Source organism: Mesorhizobium helmanticense (genome assembly GCF_003034915.1).
GTDB lineage: Bacteria > Pseudomonadota > Alphaproteobacteria > Rhizobiales > Rhizobiaceae > Mesorhizobium > Mesorhizobium helmanticense.
In genome coordinates this window covers 1-21,086 of the sequence record NZ_PZJX01000060.1, presented here as the reverse complement: position 1 = coordinate 21,086, position 21,086 = coordinate 1, and the positions used below count along the sequence as shown (strand labels likewise).

Sequence of the window (21,086 nt, the reverse complement as noted above, 5' to 3'; positions counted from 1 at the left end):
CAGAAGAGCTCAGCGGGTAGCACTGCCACACTCGGCCGCATCACGGTAGTCGCGTAAACAGTGAGCAAATTTTTTGGCAGCCGTCGAAATCGGCCATCCTGCATCTCAAGCTGCGAGTGAGCGTATCCTGGATAAAGTATCACTTGGACCGTTCAATCCGATTTGACCCAACTGGATTCGTTGCCGAACGCAATCAATTCACGTGAGCGAGAGGTCTTCAGTGTGAAAAGGTGCCGAATTGCAGTGTTTGAATGTGTTTCGGCGTGGAATAAGGACCCCGTTTCAGGGGTGATCGGCGTCCAAAAGGGGCTCTGACGCACTTTTGGTGATGATTGAACCTACCCAGCGCCGATGACGCGCGCCTGAAGAAGGTCGAGCTTTCCTCGGCCATACATTTGGCGTTTCACGAGCTTGAGCTTGATGATCTGGCCCTCGGTCTGACCGTTGGACCATGGCAAGGTGATCGCCGCGCTGACGGCCGAGCGGTCTTTGAGAACGCCGTTGGCGAACGAGGCGACCAGACTTGATCTGGCCCTCTCCAGCCAAGGCTCGAGATCGGCGAGAGTCTTCTTGCGGACCATGGCCTGGAAGCCTGCAACGATTTCCCTGGCTTCCACCAATAAAGGCACGCCGCCCACGATCGCCGCCACCGTGACAGTTTCGGACTTAGAGAGGTTGTCGCGACCGTTGGTCATTAGCCGCGCAATGGTTCTGGCCGAGGGCGCACGGCGTCACCGTTCACTTGATCTGAACGCCGGGCGACGCGTGGCCCACTCGGTGACGATACGCAAGCAACCATGGAATCCCTGGTTCTTTAGGCGCCGCCAGAGTGCTGTTGCGTTGCGCTCCCCAGCCGTCCACTGGGCGTCGAGCCAAGGAAGATAAAAATCCAGCGAGCTTTCTCGGACCCGAAAGACGTCAGATCGCTGGCCTCGCAGAACCTTGCGGACTACGCCGCGGCTATGGCCGGTGCGGCGAACGATCTCCTTAATCGTAGTCCCGTCCTTGGCCAGGCCGAGGATGACGGCATTGGTGTCTTCTCGACGAAGGTATCCTTCATATTGAATCCGCTCGGCGGCGGTTAGCAGTTCTGGATCAATCGTGGCGGCGCCAAGCACGGCGCGGATCGACCGCATGGATTTGCGAACTGCGTCGAGGAAAGCGCGACTGGCGTTCTCCATCAAGTGCCAGCGGTCGGCCACCTGGATCGCCCCAGGCAGCGCTTTGGCGGCCGCAAGGGCGTAGCCGCCGCCGCGGTCGCGGGCGACAACGCCGATCTGGGGTTGGTCTGTGAGCCAGGCCTGGGCCGTCGTCGGCTCACGGTCAGGCAGCAAGGCGATGGTCTTGCGCCGCTCAAGGTCGCAGATGATCGTCCCATACCGTTGATTTCGTCGCCACGCCCAATCGTCGATCCCGATCACGCTCGGCGGGACAAAGCGCGGACTACCGCGCCGCCGCACGACGCGCAGCAACGTGTCGTTGCTCACCGGCAGCATCAGCCTCTTTGCGAAGCTGGCCGCGGGCCTGCCGCCCAGCGCAAGCCCAAGATGATGGACGATTTGGTCGAGCCTGGCGGTTCGCCGCGCCCACGGCGCCAGAACATCCCCGTCGAAACGCTCGGCGAAGATCCGCCGGCCGCACAACACGGCGCCGCAATGGAACCGCCGAGCTACAACGACGATCCGAACAGGCTTGCCCGCCATTGGCAGGTCCGCCAGGCGCCGCTGATACCGACTATGGATCCGTTGCGACCTCGTTCCGCAACCCGGACAGAGGCTCGCCGGACTCGCGGGACGCGACCGTGATCAACATCACCTCATCGTCAACGGCGGTGTCGTCCACCAAAAAGCCGCGAGGGACGAGGGTCGAAGGCCGCAATGCATAGCTCATGGCGTTGATTCCTTGTGAAACCAACGCTAACCGCCACCCTATTTCCATCAAAAGTGAGTCAGAGCCCTTTTGCACGCCGATCCAGGGTCCCCATTCCGAGCCGATTGACAGTTTGAGCACACTGACGGGTGTGCCCTGACATAGGTCGTGGAAGCGCATACGGAAGAACTCTGATCGCTCCCTGGCCCTACCGCCAGTTTGCTCTCAGCCTTAAACGACAGACCAACTCGCATTCTATCGCGGGAAGCCCAGTCCTCCCTGATCGACGAGGCTTGATCGACCGCGGGTAGTGGGCTGCATGCCCGCCTCGAGTGCCTCGCGCGGCGATCATTCTTTCTTGTAAGAGCGACCGGCCTGATGGCGTTCTCGACCGGATTGGTGGCCAGTTCAGGCCATCCGCCTTCGAGGAAGCGGGTGAGGCCTTGCCAGTGGGTCAGTGCGTAGCGGAATTCGGTAGCCAGGGTCGAGCCGGACGAGATCATGGACAGCTGTTTTTCGAACGACGGCCGCAGTGTTGCGATGATCGGTGTCGAATGCTCCTTGCGCGCGGCAAGCCGATCTATTGGTGGCATTCCGTGCACGCACTCTTCGATCGCTTTGAGAGTCGCGATCTGGCGCACGGCGGCCTCGGCGGCCGGCGACTTCGTGTTGGGCATCTGCTTCACAAAGCGGCGGCGCCAATGGCCCCAAGAATGGACGAGTGTCCGCGGCCCTTGCGGCCGCTCGATTCGGGTCAAGCAGTCGTGGTCATCATAGCCGTCGCATTGCAGGAATGTTCCGCGCAAGCTTTGGAGGAACTGTTCGGCGTAGCTGCCACTGCGTCCCGGCGCATATCGGAACAAGATGACCGGCGGACTGGTGCCGCCGTGCCCCCGGTCGTCGGACGCGGTCGCGCCAGAAGAAGCCCTTCTTTGTCTTGCCCCGTCCGGGATCGATCACCGGCGCAGTGGTCTCGTCCTTGAACAGCCGATCGGCGTGCGCGAGATGCTGGCGTATAGCCCCGGCGCGCGGGGCATCAGATTGGCGCGCAATGGCGTCGTGAGCCGCCCGTGATCAAGCCGTGACGAATTCCGTACAGGGAAAACAGAGGCATTTGCTAGGATGCAATTATCTGGTGGAGCGGAGGCTGCAGAGATCTTCGGCCAAGCCTTCGCGCACCGGATCTGGCGTGAAAATCTTCAGAGTCGGAGCGCTCAGCTCAGCAGTGCCACAGGCATAGCGGCATCGGGTCGAGCACATCGAGAGGATTATTCGAAAACTCACGGGACGCCAGGAATTGCGCCTAACTGCAAACCGCTACAACAAGGCCACCGAGAGTGTTCATGGCCCAGTTTGTAGCACCTCTCGCAATCGTGCAAATTTTGAGGAGCAGGACATGACTTTCGTAGTGACACAAACCTACCTTTCCGAGGCCTCGCCGGAGACCATCTGGGCGACTTTGACAGATCTCGAAGCTTGGCCATCTTGGGACGTGAGACTTGAAAGGGTGACGACCGATGGTCCCGCAAAAACTGGCCGCACCTACCGCTTGACCCCGGTTGCTGGGAACGAAATCGAGATCAAGATCATCAGCGCCGAACGCAACAAGCTCCACGACGTAACGAAAGTCGAATTCGGTTCAATCGAAACCGAGCGGTCCGTCGTGGCCACAAATGGAGGCTCGCTGGTCACTCAAACCATGCGCGCCGATATCGTGCCGGAATTTGCCCACACGTTTAGCAAGGTGTTCTGGGATGTGTGGAGCCAGGGAATCATCGATTCCACCAAGGCCCTGGCGAACGCACACACAAAGAGCAGAACGCCCTACGCGACGCCCGTCGATGTTGAGCGCCTCATTGCCGCGCACCGGAACGTGGCCTGACCTTTAAGCCCTTGCAAATCATAAACAAGAAGCTCGGCAATCGCCCAACCCTCTTTCCTTTTGGGTTGGGCGAGCGGCCGCGGCCTGGCTCGGAGCGAGGATTGGGCGAGTTGTTCCATGGAAAGCGGCATAAGTCGTTTCGACGACTGGAAACTAAAACGCTTCTGGTGCGCGGTGGCTTGTCGCGAGCACGTCAAGCTCGGGATTGCCGGTGGCTTTACCCAAGTGGGGCACGGAAAAAGAGGCCCGCTCGAACGGATGATGCTCGGCGACGGCATCGTCTACTATTCCCCGACCGAGACTATGGGAGGTGTTCAAAAATGTCAGATGTTCACCTCAATCGGCTTGATCAAGGACCGGCGAATCTACCAGTTCGAAATGTCTCCAGGATTCACGCCCTATCGTCGCGATGTATTTTACTTCGACGCTCAAGACACGCCGATCAAGCCTCTGCTGGCCAGCCTGTCTTTCACGCGAGATCAGAGACGATGGGGCTATAAATTTCAGTTCGGTCTATTCGAAATCGAGCGCAACGATTTCGCGTTGATCTTGTCCAGAATGAATCCGGGCCTCGCCGCCAAATTCAATGTGGCTCGCGGCTGATGTCGACAAAACCGCCATCGCCCATAAAGATCATAAGGAGCCGGTTGTGAACATGCACCTTCCCTCGGACCGCAACGGTTCGGCTTCCATTCCCTACCCGCGCAAATGCTACCTGCCGTTCATCCTCTATCCGCCAGCGATGCGGCGCAATGACAAGGGGCACCGATTCATCGTCGATGACGTGGATATGGATAAGGACGGAGGCGACTTTGTATTGTACTTGAGCGTTCCCTACTGCCGTGTGCGATGCAAAGCCTGTCCCTATTTCATCGAGGTTCTGCGCAAGGGCGATCGCCGGGGCGAGGAAGACCGGTACGTGGCCGCCCTGATCAAGGACATCAGGCATTGGGCAAGTTACCGGAAATGGAGAACCGGCCGACTTCGCGCCATCTATCTCGGCGGCGGCACAGGATCCATCCTAAAGACAGACAGTCTGCGCGCGATCGTGGATGCGGTCTTCGAATCCTTCAACATCGCAGATGATTATTGCTTCACGCTTGAAGGCAACGCACGCGATTTCGATGAAGAAAAGATCAACTACGTTGCCCGCTCCAAAATCACCCGGATCAGCCTCGGCGTTCAATCCTTTCAGCCCAAAATCCTCAGGATCGTTGGGTCGCCACATGCTGCCGCGCAGAGCATTGGGGTGATCAGAGCGTTTCAAGACCAGGGCTTTTTCAACATCCAAATGGACCTGATGTTCAACATGCCCGAGCATACCTTGGACGTTTGGAAGCGTGATCTGGATGTGATGGCTGACCTCAACATTCCCCATTTCACTGTCTACCTGTACCGTATCCACCCCGATACGCCTCAAGCCAAGCTAATCCGCGCTGGAAAAGTCAAACCGGCTCTCCATCCAGACGAGCAGGCGGTCAGAGACATGAAACGGGAAGTCTCTGATTTGGCCAAAGCCAAGGACTTTCGCCAGTATATGGTCGACCATTTCTGCCGGGAAGGGTTTGAAAACAAATACAATGAATGGAGCTGGAAGATATACACGGACGCGCTGGCAATAGGTCCGGGCGGATACAGCTATTTCGATGGATATCGACTTGGAACAGGCAAGGACGTGGACGAGTACCTGGCTCACGTTGATAGAGGGGAATTCCTGATTACCGCGGTCGGCGACCGCATGACGGAGCGCATCGAGCGTGAGCGTTATGTCATCTTCACTCTTCTGTTCTTCGTCGTCGAGTTCACAGCCTATCGCAAGAAGTTCGGAGCCGGATTCCTCGACGATTTCGGCCCGATCGTGAACCGCCTCAAGGAAAAGAATCTCGTCGAGGTCGACGAAAGACAGATGCGCCTCACCGAACTCGGTGTGGAGTGGCACTCCAACGTGCTTCTGGAGTTCTTCAACCCGACATTTTGGGCAGACGAAGATGCTCTTCTTGAACCGAATTGGTCGATGAACATCCCGATGGTCGAAGTGAGCGCGCAATCGCGCAAGTACTGGCTCGGAGAGTGAGCCGCCGGCTGAAAACATTGGAGTTTGCACAAATGACACTTCTGGCTAAGGTTGAAGATGCGTTGACTTCGATTGACGTAGAGGGTGGGACGCCAGACAAATTGCTCGGCGACGACCTTGGCATGGATTCGCAGGAGCTTCTCTGCGCGGCGGTCGATTTCGAGCAAATATTCGGTGTCAAGATCGCGGATGGTGAGCTCCACCGGAAGATGTCCGTGCTCGACCTCGCGATGCTGATTTCTCGCAAACGCGTGTCCCAGAGAACCTTGGGATCATTTGACCACTCGCTCAGCGAAGATATTGCCATCAATGCCCGGCTCGAGGACGTCTATGCCGGGCTCTTCAACTTCCAAGCATGGCCGGAAAAACTGCCGCATGTCCGCAGCGTCAACACACGCTACAACGATGGCGTTTTCCAGGAATTCGATATGGAAGTTCTGGATGGCAAAGGCGGCGTCATTTCGGTTCGTTCCGTCAGACGCTGCGAGCCTGAGCGAATTCGGTTTTTCCAACCCCAGCCACCGAAATTTACTCGACATCATTGCGGTGAGTGGATCCTGACCGCACTAGGCCAGGACATCACTCATGTGGTGACCCGTCACGCCTGGCGGTTGGCCGAAGCGGCTTGCGAAATCTTTCCCGACGAACACGGGGTGCCCAGCGCAGAGCGCGTTCGGTCGTGGCTGGCCGCACATGCGCGATCTGCTCTCGACCGCTGGAAAACATGTCTCGAAAATGGAGCGGTCCAATGAGAAAAACCGCCGTTGTCGAACGTGTGTTCGGTGCAGACATAAGGGAGGTTTTCCAAGGATATTGGGATATCAAGAATTGGCCAAGGGCGCTCAGCAGCGTAGTCGATGCGTGCACTGAATACGACGACGACACTCATCAGTACTTTTCCATGATCGCCCTGAACGGCGATGCGCGCGAAACCATAAGCGGTGTTCGAATAGGCACGCCTTATCAGAGGCTCGAAATGTGCCAGTTCGTGTCACCCCCGGGTTTCACCCTGATGCGGGGCGAGTGGCGGTTCTCGCCTATTTTGGAGAGTGGTGGAAGCGGCACGCGCGTCAGCGCGCAACGTGAGTTTGCATTGAGTGACCCGGGACGTGAAGCCGCTACCTCTTTGGTTCTGGAGGCGCTGCTCGCCAGGAATCTGGCTGCGTTCGACGCATATCTGAACAGAGAGGCCGCCTGAGATGCGCGACCTCTGTATCACCCATCCGGTCGCCGCCGATCCCGCCAGCATCATGGATGCGATCTGGTCCGGCGCGGAGTGGCAAGCGCGCTGGACGCCAATCCATTCGTTCGCGGTCAGATATGATGATGGTCTGCATCAAGCCGCTGAAATCGTACTCGATTGGGAGGGCCGCCAAACGCAAATGCAAGTGGTCCGCTTCCGGACGCACCCGCTTCGCATTGATTTCTTTTGTCCGCGGCCGCCTGATCCACTGGTTCACCAGTCGGGCAGGTGGGCGGTCGAGACTGTCCAGGGCACGAACGTCGTTGTCGCGTCGAGGCGTATAACGCTCGCGCAATTGTCCGGCGAAGAGGAGGCCGCCTTCCAGCTCCGCCTAGACAGCTATGCCGAAAGGCTGTCGCAACGGCTTACCTTGATCTTGTCGCATTTTGCTGGAGTTAGCGCGTGACGGGCTCAGCGCTCATTGTCGGAGGGGGAACGGCCGGATCGGCGGCGGCAATCACGCTGGCGCGACAGGGGGTGAGCGTCAGCCTGTTCGAGTCCGCCCCTCGCAGCCACAAGCTTAGCGAAACGCTTTATCCCGACGCCGAAGCTTCGATTGAAGCGTTAGGCCTGAACCCGCCTGAGCGAAAGCCGCTTTCGGTAAGCTATGTAGGCCAAGATGGGGAAACAAAACTATATTTGTCGCTCTACGGAAATATCGGCGTCATCGACCGCAACGAACTTGACCGCAACCTGCGCGAAGCGGCGGTTGACGCTGGCGCCGATCTGGTCGTGGCGCGCGTCGACAAGGTCGAGAGGTCTGAAGCCGGCGTAACGCTCCACGCGCAAGGCCAATGCTACCGGGGCGCCTATCTGATCGACGCCTCTGGCAAAAATCCGGTCACAGCGGTCCCGAACGTCACTGAAAGCAGCCGAACCAGGTTGGACGATCGCTACAACGCCTTCTCACATTTCGAACGGGCAAGCGGATTTGGGATTGGGTGCAGTACGATTGCCGCATTGGAAGAGGGCTTTGCGTACGTGCTGCCCATTCGTGCGGACCGGATATGCGTCGGCGTCGTGACCTATCGAGACTTCGGTACGGACAATGTGGAAAGGACATACCTTGATTTGCTGGACGGCAGCTCATTTCTTTCCGCGCTTGTAGTGAACGCCCATAGAACGCTGCCGGTAATCGCGGCCAAAAATGTCGAGACGACAAACCTTCCGGTTCCGGACGACAGGATTTTGCGGGTCGGTGACGCGCTGGGGTTTACCGACCCGTTTTTGTGGGACGGGCTGAGTTTCGCACTCGGGACTGGGCGGTTGGCGGGACAGCTTTGCGCTGACGCCATCTTGGCGGGAGCCTCGGATTTTCGGGCCTTTGCCGACCGCGTAAAGCTCATCGGCGCCGCGGCGAGGCGCAGAACCGGGCCATGCTGCGAAGATTTCGCTGGGCAATTCAACGCCACCATGGCGGTTGATCCTCACGTTTCGCCAATCCTTACAGCATGCCTGTTTGCCATCACCGGGGGGCCGAGCTCAACTGGGTTCGCCGGCCTGCGCGAGCGCCTCGGATTTCTTGGACATCCGCGATGAGAATCCTGGATCTCAGCCAACCCATTCGGGCAAATGCCGGCGAGCCAGTGCCGGTGTCGATCGAGGTGCTTACTCACGAAGCGGGGGCCAGCGTGCTTGGTGCGAGCCGTGGTCTCACCGCAGCCGATTTCCCTGATGGCCATGCGATTTCCATGGAAACCGTCACTTTGACTACCCACACAGCCACTCATATCGACGCCCCGCTGCATTATGGCCCCTTGTGCGAAGGACGGCCGGCCCGAAGCATCGACACGCTGCCTCTCGACTGGTTCTTTGGCCCCGGAGTGGTGCTTCGTTTCGAGCCAAACCACAACCTCGGTCCGGTAAGTGGCGAAGAGATGCATTCGGCGCTTTCGAAGCTGCCGCAGAGAATAGACCAGAGGACGATCGTGTTGTGCGATGTCGGCGCTGCGCGCCTCTGGGGTCAGCGGGAATATTTCACCGATTTTCGAGGCATTGCACCGGAAGCGCTTAACGAACTCTTCGAGTTGGGTGTTCGGGTTGTTGGGACGGACGCGTTTGGGATGGATTCCCCGTTCGAGCGGATGCTCGACGCCTACGAGCAAAAGAAAGACAAGACGGAACTGTGGCCAGCCCACGTGCTTGGAAGGCGGCGCGAGTATTGCCAGATCGAACGTCTCGGCGGGCTTGATCTGTTGCCTAGGTCGTATGGGTTTTACGTCGCCTGTTTCCCTATTCGGCTTGAAAGCTGCGGCGCAGCCTGGACGCGGGCGGTCGCGATTTTCGACGATGCGAATCTCCCGGGCAATACACTTGGTGCAGTCCAGTGAACGGCGGTTCTCGAGGACGTGTCGTCGTCACCGGCATTGGGGTGGTGACCCCAGCCGGCATCGGGCTCGAACGCTTCTGGCACTCTATTTTAAGAGGCACCTCGCACGTGCGCGAGCGTACATTTTTTCCTGGCGCCGAAAAGCGGGGCAGGGCTGCCGGTGTTGCCGAATTTGAACCTCAGTCGCTCTTTGCCTGGGACAGACCCGCGGAAGCTGCTGGGCAAGATCGCCTCTTCCGAATTGCCGAAACAGCAATCTTCGAGGCGCTTAGCGGGGCTGGCCTGGACAACAGCGCCGGCAAACCTCTGATGGCCGAAGCCGGCCTTTATGTTTCATCGGCGATCGGCCCGATTTCGACCATGGAAGCCATCGTGCGGGAACAAAGCGAGGGGGCCATGACGCCCGATGATGCATGGCACGCCTTTTCCTTCGGCCACATCGCGGCAAAGCTGGCTGAGCGCTGTGGCTTAGGTGGCCCTTATGCGTTGCTGCCGACGGGATGTTCCGGCGGCTGCGACGCCGTTGGTTACGCGCTTGCCGCTTTGCGGTGCGGGGCCGTCGATCTGGCGGTTGCCGGGGCATTCGAAGCTCCGGTCACACCACTTGTCGAAGCGGCCTTTGCTCGCATAAACGCCACGTCTTCGCGCGACTGCTTTGCTCCCAGGGCGAGTTGCCCATTCGACACCATGCGCGATGGCTTCGTGCTGGGTGAGGGTGGCGGCGCTCTGGTTCTGGAGCGCGAGGCGACAGCGATCGCCCGCGGCGCAATCCCGCTTGGCGTCATTGCCGGCTATGGCTCGGTCTGCAGCGCCTTCCATATGACCGACATCCACGAATCGGGCGAGGCCATCGCACGCTCCATCGAGCTCGCGCTCGCAGATGCCGGCGTGAGCGCGGACGAGATCGATCATGTCAACCTCCACGGTTCCTCAACCCCGATGAATGACGTGGCCGAGGCCAACGCGTTGCGCAAGACGCTGCAGAATTGGGCCGAGGACATGCCGGTGACGTCGCTCAAATCACAAATTGGCCATGCTCTCGCGGCGGCGAATGCTATCGAACTGGCTGCCGCGGTCATGACGGTTTTCCGCCAGGTAATCCCGCCAACGACCAATCTGTTCGATCAGGACCCACGCGTGGGTCTCAACGTCGTGTCGCCGTGGCTGCGGCAGGCAAAGGTCCGGAACGTTTTGAAGACCGCGAGCGGCTTTGGTGGCATCCACTCCGCTGTCGTGGTTTCGCGGTACGGAGCATAAAATGGGGTCGTCTTGCTCCGTGATCATCGCCGCCGCGTCTACGATCCTGCCGGAGCTTTTTTCTGGTGGAGGATCGGGCGAACCTCTCGTCCGTACAGTCGATCGTGGGCGTATAGATGGCGTGCTTCCCACACGTCACAGCAAGAAAATCGATCGTTTCAGCCAGCTCGTACTTTTAGCGGCGGCACAATTGAAGCCGATCTTTGCGCAGGCTGACAAAAGCCGCGTCGGGGTTTTCATCGGCAACGATCTTGCCGGCTGGAATTATGCGCACCAGCAACTCGAACGCATGATCAAGACCCGTGATCCCGGACAGATTGATCCCTATGTGGCGACGGCCTGGTTTCCGGCGGCGGCGCAAGGAGAGATCACAATTGCCAATGGGATACTCGGCCAGAGCAAGACCTTCTCGGCAGGCTGTCTGAGCGGCGGGTTGGCGCTCGAATATGCCGCGCACATGGTCGCTGGAGGAACGCTCGACTTTGCGCTTGCGGGCGGGGTGGAGGCCCCAAATGCACCACCGGTTCTTGAGGCCCTTGCCGTCCAGAACCGCATTTCCGTAGCGCATCCGGCCGCCGAGGCAGCTGGGCTTGTTGCCCTCTCCCGATCCAAAACAGCTGGCCTGGCGGAAGTGACCATCTCCCATCCGCGCCGCAGCGCCGAAAGGGCTCTGGATGACATCATCAACCAGTTCCGGGGCGCGATGAGAATCAAATACCAGCCACCGTCGGTCGATAAAGCGAACAGGGCTTGGATGGAGGCGCTCGCGGCTACCGAAATGCTGCTGCGCTATCGTTTTGGTTCCCGGCTTGAATTGGAAGCGCAACCTGGTGACGGCATGGATGTCGGATCGGCCAGCTTTCCCATCCAGGTTATCGAAGCTGCACGGTCGTCGGCCGAAGGGACTTCAAGTCTGGTTCTGGGCTGTGATTTCGAAGGCCTTCATCTCGCGTGCGCGATCTTGCCGGTAGCTTAAGGGAATATTCAATGCAGAATTACCTCAGTCAATCCGCGCGACGCCCTGAGACGCGGCTCCTGGCGGCGATATCCGGATTGTGGATGTCCAGGCTGGTTGGATTTGCCGCCAAGCTCGGCCTGTTCGAAGCAATTGCCGTCGGTTCGGGGCGCGTCCCCGAAATCGCGCGGGAAAACAATCTGGCCGAAGACGCGCTATTGCGAGCGTTTGAGGGTCTGGCAACCCTCGGTTTGCTGCGAAGTAACGACGGCTGCTTTTCGCTCACCGAAGATGGCCGCCTGATGCTTCCCGGCGCGCATGGCGGATTAAATCACATGGCTGCCTTATGGCACGAACTGTTCGACGGTGCCTGGGCGGAATTCGAGACCACAATACGCACCGGCGAGCCAGGATTCACTATCCGGCATGGCGAACCGATCTTCGCCCGTGTTGGCCGCGACGCCGCCACTGCAGCGCATTTCGACGGGGCAATGCGTGGGTTGTCGCAGCTCATCGCCAAGGACGCCTCGGCCGCGATCATAAAGCGGATGCGTGGCGCCGGTCACGCTTCACTGTGCGATGTCGGTGGCGGCAGCGGATTTCTGATTTCAAATATCGCCGAGGAGTATCCCGAGATCGACTGCCTGCTGTTCGACCTGCCGCAGGTTATCGATGCGTGTCGCGCGGCCGTCCAGGCTCAAGGTGTGATCGCGTGCAGTGGCTCATTCTTTCAGTCCGTGCCGCAAGCTGACGCCCATGTACTTTCGAACGTTCTCCACGATTGGCCCGACGATAAAGCCATCGAGATCCTAAGGAACGTGCGGCGCGGGGAGGATCACAGGGCCACGCTCTTCCTCCTCGAGATGATGCTAGGCGGCGACAGTGAGCCACTGCTGGCGCGGTCGACCGATCTCAACATGCTCGTTCTCACAGGGGGGCGCGAGCGAACGAGGCTGGAATTCGACACCCTTTTGGCAAAGGCCGGATATAGCGTTGTGAGCGTCGAACCGGTGTCGGATTTCAGCTGCCTGCTCATAGCGGTTCCACAGGGCAAGATCTGATCAACATTCATAGCTGAACTGGAGAAAACTGATGAAGAAATACTCGACGAGCCACAGCGAACTCACCTCCGCCAAGCCCGAGGATATCTGGGCGCTTTGGTCCGACCTTCCTGGGTGGCGGAACTGGGATGAAGGGATCATCGCCTGTGAACCAAAAGGTTCATTCGATGTCGGCCAGACCTTCATGCTGACGCCGGAAGGGGCGCCAGCGCCGATCGAGGCAACTCTTGTCGATGTGATCCCGAACAAGCGCTTTGTCGATGAAACCAAGCTGCCCTTCGGAACGATTCGCGCCAGCCACACGATCACGCAGGAGGGTCAGAAAATCCGTGTGACGCACAACATTGAGGCCGAAATTGCTCCCGAACAAACGGAATTCTTCGAACAAGCCATCTGGGCCGGAATGGAACCGGGCGTCAAACAGTCCGTCCGCAACCTCGTGAAGCTCGCTGAACGGCGCGGCTGACTGGACTGCGCCGAAGCAGCGCCACTTTGGAGAATGCCCCATGAACGCCCAGGACCGGAGCCTAGGCTCGCCGATCCGCGATCACACGACCAAAATCGCCGTGCCGCCTGGCCCGTCGATGGTGTTCTTTCTGATGCGGTCACGAGCTCTAACGGACTCCAATCGCATCTTCGGCGTATTTCGCGAAATTGTTGAACGATGGGGCCCTGTGTCGTCGTCGCGATCGGGCCTCCGGGGACGAACCTACTTCGTGGCTGATTACGTGGTCGCCGATGCGATTTTTCGCGGGCACGACACCTTTACGAAATATCCCCATCATACGGCCGACCTTGCAAAATTGCAGGCAATGATCGGCAAGGGAATGTTGGCGACCCACACTGATGCGGAGTGGGCCAGCCATCGCAAGTCCATGGCGCGCGCTTTTTCCAAAGCGGCGACCATGAACAATTTCGGCGAAATCGCAATTCGCCACGTGGACGCGTTGTTGGACGACGCCATGGCCGCTGGCGTCCATGTGAATAATATTTCCGAACTCGCCATGCGGCTCTCCGGCCGAATTATGAGCGATATCCTGGCTCCGGACCATATGTTTGCTGACTGGAATTTCCTGAGGATCAAACGTATCCTCGATGCAGCAATCCTCGATTTTCATCGTTTCGACTTCAGCAGGCGTGCACGTGGCTACAAATCGGCGCTTCGCGCGCAGGCCTCGCTGCTAATCGAGACTGCGGCGGCAGGAAACTCCAACGAAGGTCTGCTGCGAAAAATGATGATCGACGAACCGGATTGGCAGACCAATCCCGCCGCTCGTGAGCGCCTGTTGGATCGGGCAATCAACCTGATCGTCGCCGGTTACGAAACCACCGCGACCACGCTGAACTGGATCACGCATCTCCTGGCCGTCAACACGGACATACAGGAGGTCCTGCGCGAGGAAGTGCAAAGCGGTCTATATGGCGATGGCAGGCATCCTGCCGCGTTTGACGAAAACACGCTGCTTCGCCGTGTAATCTCCGAGGCAATGCGGCTCTACACGGTGCTGTGGTTCAATATCCGTTACGTCACCCAGGAGGTGATCATAGAGGGTCACCGGTTCGAACGTGGGGCGAGGGTGATGTTGCTTCCCTTTATCGCTAATCGCAACGGGTCGATCTACGCAAATCCCGACGCGTTCGATCCCAATCGTTATCTCTCCGCCGAGCCAAGGCCACTTTTCCCTTTCGGGAACGGGCCCAGAGTTTGCATCGGACGGGCATTGGCTGAACTGGAGATGCAGACATTTGTTGTCGGGACGCTAAAGCGGTTTCGGCTAAGCATGGCATGCGCGCCAAAAGCGATTGGAGGCGTGTTGTTGCAGCCAAATCAGGATGTCAAAGTTCGTTTGACCCCGCTGATGTAAGCCAAGCATCTTTCTCTTTTTCTGCACTGGCTAAACCGGCCCGATCATGAGAAGCCGCTCTGGCGTCAGATCATTTTGAGAGGATATTGCGTTGAAATTGCTTACCGCATCAGCTGCGCTGATCTGCCTCGCAATGGGAGAGACGTTGGCTGCCGACGTTGCAATGAACGAACTGCCGCCGGTGATCGTGGAGACTTCATCAATCCCTGACTGGTCAGGCGTCTATGTCGGCACGCAGATCAGCTAAAGCATAGTTACTACACCGAAGCCGGCCTTATGACTACGGATGGAGAAAATCCCTTTACTGAAACCGCGCAGAGGGTTGCACGTCGTCATCGTATCAGCGACCAAGCATCATCGAATCTTGCTCTAATGGAAGGCGAAGTGAAAGTGTCCACAGCCGGGTGGCGGGGAGAAGATGTCCAAGCATTCTCTGCGGGGCGGGGACGTTGCGGGACTCCTGGAGCTGTTTGCGACACTCCAGGAAAGGGCCCGGGCACGAACCGGCGAGCGCTTCCGGATTATTGTCATCCAGGAGGCTGGACTAGACGGCTTCTGGATCCATCGGGTGCTTCAGGGCGAAGCGATCGAGAGCCACGTGGTCGACGCCGCCTCGATCCTGGTGTCTCGGCGACGCCGGCGGGCGAAGACCGATAAGATCGACGGCGAGACCCTGGTACGGACCTTGCTGGCTTACAAGCGCGGCGAGCCGCGGGTCTGCTCCATGGTCAAGCCGCCGAGCCCCGAGGAAGAGGATCGCCGCCGAATCTGCCGGGAGCGCAAGACGCTGATCGCCGAGCGGGTCGAGCACGTCAACCGGATCAAGGGGCTGCTGTTCGCCCAGGGTGTCGGTGACTATGAGCCGCTGCGTCGCGACCGGCGCGCCAGGCTCGAGGGTCTGCAAACGGGTGATGGTCGCGCCTTACCTTTCCACCTGAAGGCACAGGTTGTGCGTGAGCTCGACCGGCTTGAGCTGATCCTGGAGCAGTTGCAAAAGGTCGAGGCGGCGCGCGACGATCTGCTGTTGGATCGGGCCAAGGCGAACGACCCGGCGCCGGTGGTGAGACTGCTGCAGCTGAAGGGGGTGGGCGCTGAGTTCGCCAACGTACTCTGGTCTGAAGGTCTTTATCGTCACTTCGACAATCGAAGGCAGCTTGCGGCCTACGCCGGGCTTGCGCCAACGCCCTGGCAGAGCGGTTCTGTCGATCATGAGCAGGGCGTCTCAAAAGCGGGCAATCCGCGGCTGAGAGGAACGATGGTGCAGATGGCCTGGCTGTGGCTGCGACACCAACCAAACTCAGCCCTCAGCCAGTGGTTCAAACAGCGGGTCGAGCGCAACGGCGGGCGGCTGCGTAAGCCGCTGATCGTCGCCTTGGCGCGTAAACTGCTGGTCGCACTGTGGCAGTATGCGACCGCCGGTGTGGTGATGGAGGGCGCCATCATAAAGTCGGCCTGATCTGAAGCCAACCAAACCTCTTTCGCCATCTGACGGGGCCTGATCAGCCCCGGCGGATCCAGGTGGACGAACCGGCCTGGCATATGGTCTCAACAACCGCCCCTAAGAATGGTCACGTCCCCCTGAGCCTAGCCGCCGTATGTGGGATAAGGGTGCAGCCGCCGCGAGGCGGCGACCGTATGTGAGTTTCAACCGAGCCAGAAATGCTCGAATTGGAAACAGGCTCAACCTCGGATCCGTAACAACACGAGGAGATAATCCATGAAGCCGTAAGCCGTACACAATCCGGTTGACCCGAGTTCGCCCATGTGAGTGCCAGGGCATAGCCCGCGCCCAGTGGTTGGCCGAGCGGCAGGCTGAGCTGCTGCCGGTCCCATACTTCCACGTGGTCTTCACCGTCCCGGCCCAGATCGCTGAGATCGCCTTCCAGAACAAGGCGGCGGTCTATGCGATCTTGTTCAAGGCCGCATCCGAAGCCTTGAAGGTGGTGGCGGCCGACCCCAGGCATCTGCGCGCCGAGATCGGCGTGGTCGCCGTGCTTCATACTTGGGGTCAAAATCTCCACCATCATCCGCATGTCCACTGCGTCGTGCCGGGCGGCGGCCTGTCGCTCGAGCCTGCCACGGCGAAGGCCGGGGACCAGCGATGGATCGCCTGCCGGCCGGGATTTTTCCTGCCCGTGCGGGTTCTGTCGCGCCTGTTCAGGCGGCTATTCCTGGAGCGCCTGCAGGACGCCTTCGACGCTGGCCAGCTTCGCTTCTTCAGCGATCTCGCCAGCCTGGCCGACCCTACCACTTTCTGCGCCCAACTGGCTGGACTGAAGCGGATCGAATGGGTCGTCTACGCCAAGCCCCCGTTCGGCGGTCCCGAACAGGTCCTCGCCTATCTGGGCCGCTACACCCATCGCGTCGCCATCACAAACAGCCGCCTCGTGAGCCTGGACCAGGGAAAGGTCAGCTTCCGCTGGAAGGACTATCGCCACCACGACAAGTCCAAGCACAAGCTCATGACCTTAAGCGCCGACGAGTTCATCCGGCGCTTCCTGCTGCACGCTCTTCCAGACGGATTCCATCGCATCCGCCATTACGGCCTCCTCGCCAACGGCCACCGCGTCGCCAAGCTCGCCCAGTGCCGTCTTCTTCTGGCGGCGCCCACGCCGCTGACGCCCGACCCGACCGCCGACTATCGACAGCGTTACCGCTGTCTCACAGGGCGCTCCCTGGACATCTGTCCGGGCTGCGGCGGCGCCATGGCCTCGCTCGGCCCGGTCCCGCGCAAGGCCCCGACCTGGCCAGACACCTCATGACGCGCTGCGCACCGACACGCTCGCACCGTCCTTCCCGGCGTCTGCTACAGTCGCCGAAGGGCCTTTGCGCGCCGCTAGTCAAAGTCGCAGCCCTGGCTGTCGCCAGCAACGCTGCACCTCAGCGTCAACGACCCAATGGCGCCGTCTCTTGCGTCGCAGATGGTCCTGCATCGCGACGACGGGCGACCGCCCAAGAGCGATCGGCGAGCCCGCTCCGGCGCCTCGGACACACTGTCGAGCCCTAAATCCCCATAGTCCCGCCCGCCATCCCGCGGTTCAGCTCAATCAGGCTTCAATGTAGTCGCGACCCGTGCGTGCCCGCCCAATCGCGCCCGCGACTACACAGAACCCTCCAGATTCAACGCTGACTTTTGGAGGTCAGCGATGGATTGCGATGCGCTTCGGGATGATCAGTGGGATCGGATCAAAGGGTTCGTGCCCGGAGGAACCAGGGGCAAGCGAGGTCCCAGGACGAACAACCGGCGGTTTTTGGATGCGCTGTTGTGGATGGCGCGTTCGGGCGGCCGCTGGCGCGACCTGCCGGAAAGGCTTGGCAACCACGCTATAGTGAAGCGGCGCTATTATCGCTGGATCGAGATGGGTGTGCTCGACGACATGCTTGCGGTCCTGGCACGCGAAGCTGATCTGGAATGGCTGATGATCGACTCGACCATCGTGCGGGCCCATCAGCATGCCGCCGGCGCGCGCAAGGAAAAAGGGGGGCGGATGCCCAGGGCTTGGGTCGGTCTCGGGGCGGACTGAGCACCAAGATCCATGCCGCCGGGGATGCGCTCGGGCTACCGGTTCGCCTGATCGCCAGCCCCGGGCAGCGCAACGACATCGCCTTTGCTCACGATCTTGTCGATGGCTTCGAGGCTGGCGCCACGATCGCCGACAAGGGCTATGACGCCGACCATCTGCATGAAAAGATCACCGAAACCGGAGCCGAAATCGTCATTCCGCCGAAGCGGAACCGCAAGGTCCAGCGCCACTACGACGCCCATCTCTACAGGGAACGCAACCTCATCGAGCGCTTCTTCAACAAGCTCAAGCAGTTCCGCCGTGTCGCAACCCGCTACGACAAGCTGCTGGCCAACTTCATGGGCTTCGTTAAACTCGCCGCCATCGCTATCTGGCTCAGATAGTTAAATCGTCACTACGCCCTAGTATTCTGGCAAACAGGACCAGCCATTGGAGGTGGGGACTTGTCCATGTCACTAGTCTCCCTTTAGCGAGTACGCCCAATGGACAGATTTGAGCTTGTTCAACAGCCGACTGGAACGTGGTCGATTTTCGATTCCTTGACTGGACTCCTCGCACAGCCCTAAAGCGCGCCTGATGGACGCGATAAAGCTGCCCGAGCCGCCAAAGCTGCCAAGCTTTTCGCGCGGTTTTCCGCACAAGCCGGCGCAGGATGCCGGATCAGTCCGAGGCGGCTGCATCAGCGCCGCAGGCGCCGATCGCCGACTCGGCGGCGGCAAGCCCGGCAGCCAAAGCGTCCGCTCGAAGCGCAACCAAGCCGAATTTTTCGGCGATGCGTAAGCGGGCCGAAAAACGCGATCCGGTCGCGGGCAAGCCTTTGGCCGATGACGAAATGATTCAGATGACCCACTATCTGACGGCACAAAGAGCGCCGGGAGTTCAAGATCCTGACCGTCCTCAACGGCCACAGCATGAATGAGGTCATCCATCATGCGGTCACTGAATATATTGCACACCATCGGGCGAAGCTGCCTCGATAGGGCAGGGTGGAAGTCCTACCGGGTTTCCGCCCTGTCAAAGCGGGCCGCGCAGCCTTGACAGATGCGAAGGCCAGGCCGGAAGGGGCAAGGAAGGCCAACGGGGCATTCTGCCCGCTGGCGGGCAACTCTATAACGGAGCCACGCGGATCACGATTTGAATTTTTTACCGTATATCTGTGCCCCTCACAGGGAAAGTACGTGTCAAGGTCGTGGCGCTGGCCCGTAAGCTGCTGGTCGCACTTTGGAAATATGTGACCGCGGGCGTTGTCATAGAAGGTGCGATCATGAAGAACGTCTGACCGTCCCGCACATTACTACTCTTTCTGGAAATCTACCAGGGCCTGATCAGTCCTGGCGGATCCGGGTCGACGAACCGATGGGCCCCATGGCGAAATGCCGGACCGTCGAAGCAAAACGCGATGCACTCAACTTGGCAGAGCGGGGCCGTCGATCGGGAGTGCAGGCCAGCCATTGAGCCGCGAAACAGATCTTATCCCGGGTGCCGACGCCATCTATCCAACGGATAGGCAATACGGAAGGGTGCGATATCGCAAGTGCCTGCCCGACCCGGCGTGGTCGTAGACCCTGGCATGCATGGACGCTTCTTGCGCGGGACCGCGAGACCTCGTGATTGGCCAGCATGGCGTGCCATGGCTGGTCCGCATCGGGAAGGCGAGGAGCCGTAGCCGGAGATGAACGGTCACGAGGGGTCTGATTCCGCCATAGTAGCGAGGAACCATGCGAACAAGGCCGGCCAGCCGGCTGCGGAGCAGGAGGAGTGAAGGGCAGGAACCAAGGGGAATGCGGACCAGCAAAGCACGCGCCGGGCGCAGGACCGGGCAAGTGTGTCCCATGCGCTGGGACCGGGTACGGCAAGCCGCAAGGCAAAGGAAGAAGGAGAAGTTCACCGCGCGGGGATGTCTATCACTCCACAGTCCCCTGCAATCATCAAGCAGGGGTGAGTTCAAACATCGGTCACTTCTCAATGAAAATACTGCCAAATCCTAGGGAGCTCTAAATAAATAGGAAAACAATTAATCAAGATGTTGATATGTCGACATTTAAACACTTTTACGTTCAGAGAACGATTATGGTATTTGCACAAAAGAACTTGACGTAAGTGCAGATATAAAGGAATGTTTGTGTAATCATTAATCAAAGGGCCGCAAGCATGATGGCCGCATGCCACTCACTGAGGCGGTCAGCCGCGCGAATAGGATCGACTGGCGGATGCACGCACCGCTTTGGGAGGGCGTACTCATCAAGGCCAGCGGCGCGATCGACGCCGGTTTCGGAATCCCGGACGCGCGCGGCGAACGTGACCTGCTGGATGGTCGCGGCCGACGTCATGACGAAGGAAGAGCACGACGCCGGGCGCCGCAACTCATCGACGTCAACGACCCCGAGGCTGCCAAGGTCGCCCGCGAACTCCCCGATCCCGTTGAGGGCGTGAAGATGGCCGCCTAATCGAACTGCCCGGAGGGCCGAACGGCGTTCGCTCCTCGCTCCAACCGCTTTTTCCCATGATGATGGAGTTTATGATGCTCACGAGCACGAAGATGTTCCTGATGATGACCCAAGAGGGTGACTATGGGGCGTTGGTCCGTGGCGCGGACGCGGCGTCGGCGATCGAACGCCACTATGCCGAAATGGATGCATGGTGTCCGCCGCTAGACCCAGAACTGAAGAGGAATTTGCTGTCACCCTTTATGAGATCCCAGGACACGCAGAAGGGGAGGTCGCTCCCCTTGTCGACAAGCTGTCGGCCGGTGACTATACGGCCGCAGCCGCCCACCTAGTCGCGCGATATCCCGACATCACCTCCACCATCGTCAACGTCATCTATAGCTATGCGGAAGGGGCGAAAGCTTCAGAGCTCAAGCCTAGGCCGGACCTCTTCGAGCGCCTCCGCTTGGGCAATCGCGGCCTCGTCCATATCGATTTGGGTCGTGAAACGGATCGATTCCTCGGCGGCCACAGCACCAATCCCCATCGCGATCAGCACGTGGGAGGGCGCCGCAAAGTTAACCGACGCTGATGAAGATGT

Annotated in this window: 19 protein-coding genes and 3 pseudogenes; 19 read left to right on the top strand and 3 right to left on the bottom strand. The window is 59.6% G+C overall.

Annotated elements, in window-relative coordinates:
- Window positions 1–338: 338 nt before the first annotated feature.
- The 3 genes and pseudogenes from C9427_RS30480 to C9427_RS35275 all read right to left on the bottom strand — a co-directional run bounded on the left by C9427_RS30480 (window position 339) and on the right by C9427_RS35275 (window position 2,856).
- A pseudogene (locus C9427_RS30480) lies at window positions 339–1,890 on the bottom strand (ISL3 family transposase).
- Between the two features lie 47 nt (window positions 1,891–1,937).
- Entirely contained in the window at window positions 1,938–2,732 is a 795-nt protein-coding gene (locus C9427_RS35280; RefSeq protein ID WP_280954162.1) for an IS66 family transposase, read from the bottom strand.
- Window positions 2,641–2,856, bottom strand: coding sequence for a hypothetical protein (locus C9427_RS35275; protein ID WP_280954163.1), 216 nt, complete (start codon window positions 2,854–2,856; stop codon window positions 2,641–2,643). Before C9427_RS35275 ends, C9427_RS35280 begins: the two co-directional genes overlap by 92 nt.
- A 409-nt stretch (window positions 2,857–3,265) precedes the next feature.
- Between C9427_RS35275 and C9427_RS30470 the strand changes: the two genes are divergently transcribed.
- The 19 genes and pseudogenes from C9427_RS30470 (at window position 3,266) to C9427_RS30385 (ending at window position 20,506) form a co-directional block, all read left to right on the top strand.
- Window positions 3,266–3,751, top strand: coding sequence for an SRPBCC family protein (locus tag C9427_RS30470; RefSeq protein ID WP_107652733.1), 486 nt, complete (start codon window positions 3,266–3,268; stop codon window positions 3,749–3,751).
- A gap of 117 nt (window positions 3,752–3,868) precedes the next feature.
- On the top strand, window positions 3,869–4,354 hold the full coding sequence (locus tag C9427_RS30465) for an EVE domain-containing protein (protein WP_107652732.1): 486 nt from the start codon (window positions 3,869–3,871) through the stop codon (window positions 4,352–4,354).
- The gene (locus tag C9427_RS30460; protein WP_107652731.1) at window positions 4,338–5,825 is read left to right on the top strand and encodes a coproporphyrinogen-III oxidase family protein; all 1,488 of its coding nucleotides are present in this window, start codon (window positions 4,338–4,340) and stop codon (window positions 5,823–5,825) included. The genes C9427_RS30465 and C9427_RS30460 overlap by 17 nt, the downstream gene beginning before the upstream one ends.
- 32 nt (window positions 5,826–5,857) lie before the next feature.
- Window positions 5,858–6,577: a hypothetical protein gene (locus tag C9427_RS30455; RefSeq protein ID WP_107652730.1), complete on the top strand. Its 720-nt coding sequence runs from the start codon at window positions 5,858–5,860 to the stop codon at window positions 6,575–6,577.
- Complete coding sequence (locus tag C9427_RS30450; protein WP_107652729.1) at window positions 6,574–7,023, top strand: SRPBCC family protein; 450 nt, start codon at window positions 6,574–6,576, stop codon at window positions 7,021–7,023. Before C9427_RS30455 ends, C9427_RS30450 begins: the two co-directional genes overlap by 4 nt.
- Window position 7,024: 1 nt before the next feature.
- Complete coding sequence (locus tag C9427_RS30445; protein WP_107652728.1) at window positions 7,025–7,474, top strand: hypothetical protein; 450 nt, start codon at window positions 7,025–7,027, stop codon at window positions 7,472–7,474.
- Complete coding sequence (locus C9427_RS30440; RefSeq protein WP_107652727.1) at window positions 7,471–8,607, top strand: NAD(P)/FAD-dependent oxidoreductase; 1,137 nt, start codon at window positions 7,471–7,473, stop codon at window positions 8,605–8,607. Before C9427_RS30445 ends, C9427_RS30440 begins: the two co-directional genes overlap by 4 nt.
- Window positions 8,604–9,398: a cyclase family protein gene (locus C9427_RS30435; protein WP_107652726.1), complete on the top strand. Its 795-nt coding sequence runs from the start codon at window positions 8,604–8,606 to the stop codon at window positions 9,396–9,398. Before C9427_RS30440 ends, C9427_RS30435 begins: the two co-directional genes overlap by 4 nt.
- Window positions 9,395–10,654, top strand: a complete 1,260-nt coding sequence (locus C9427_RS30430) for a beta-ketoacyl-[acyl-carrier-protein] synthase family protein (RefSeq protein ID WP_107652725.1) — start codon at window positions 9,395–9,397, stop codon at window positions 10,652–10,654. The genes C9427_RS30435 and C9427_RS30430 overlap by 4 nt, the downstream gene beginning before the upstream one ends.
- 19 nt (window positions 10,655–10,673) lie before the next feature.
- On the top strand, window positions 10,674–11,630 hold the full coding sequence (locus tag C9427_RS30425; protein WP_167434547.1) for a beta-ketoacyl synthase N-terminal-like domain-containing protein: 957 nt from the start codon (window positions 10,674–10,676) through the stop codon (window positions 11,628–11,630).
- An 11-nt stretch (window positions 11,631–11,641) separates the two neighbouring features.
- Entirely contained in the window at window positions 11,642–12,670 is a 1,029-nt protein-coding gene (locus C9427_RS30420; RefSeq protein WP_107652723.1) for a methyltransferase, read from the top strand.
- A 31-nt stretch (window positions 12,671–12,701) separates the two neighbouring features.
- A complete protein-coding gene (locus C9427_RS30415) occupies window positions 12,702–13,136 on the top strand; it encodes an SRPBCC family protein (protein ID WP_107652722.1) in 435 nt (144 codons plus the stop codon).
- 40 nt (window positions 13,137–13,176) lie between these two features.
- Window positions 13,177–14,535, top strand: coding sequence for a cytochrome P450 (locus C9427_RS30410; RefSeq protein ID WP_107652721.1), 1,359 nt, complete (start codon window positions 13,177–13,179; stop codon window positions 14,533–14,535).
- A 91-nt stretch (window positions 14,536–14,626) separates the two neighbouring features.
- Complete coding sequence (locus C9427_RS34270) at window positions 14,627–14,782, top strand: hypothetical protein (RefSeq protein WP_167434546.1); 156 nt, start codon at window positions 14,627–14,629, stop codon at window positions 14,780–14,782.
- Between the two features lie 153 nt (window positions 14,783–14,935).
- Window positions 14,936–15,991: pseudogene (locus tag C9427_RS30405) on the top strand (IS110 family RNA-guided transposase); the annotation flags it as partial.
- 295 nt (window positions 15,992–16,286) lie between these two features.
- Window positions 16,287–17,297: pseudogene (locus tag C9427_RS30400) on the top strand (IS91 family transposase); the annotation flags it as partial.
- 384 nt (window positions 17,298–17,681) lie between these two features.
- Window positions 17,682–18,442 (top strand): IS5 family transposase gene (locus C9427_RS30395; protein WP_107652719.1). Its coding sequence is split into 2 segments (ribosomal slippage): window positions 17,682–18,021 and window positions 18,021–18,442, totalling 762 coding nucleotides; the frame shifts between segments, so codons are not numbered across the junction.
- A gap of 269 nt (window positions 18,443–18,711) precedes the next feature.
- Complete coding sequence (locus tag C9427_RS33930; protein ID WP_146172614.1) at window positions 18,712–18,978, top strand: hypothetical protein; 267 nt, start codon at window positions 18,712–18,714, stop codon at window positions 18,976–18,978.
- A gap of 1,243 nt (window positions 18,979–20,221) precedes the next feature.
- A complete protein-coding gene (locus C9427_RS30385) occupies window positions 20,222–20,506 on the top strand; it encodes a hypothetical protein (RefSeq protein ID WP_107652717.1) in 285 nt (94 codons plus the stop codon).
- Window positions 20,507–21,086: the final 580 nt, after the last annotated feature.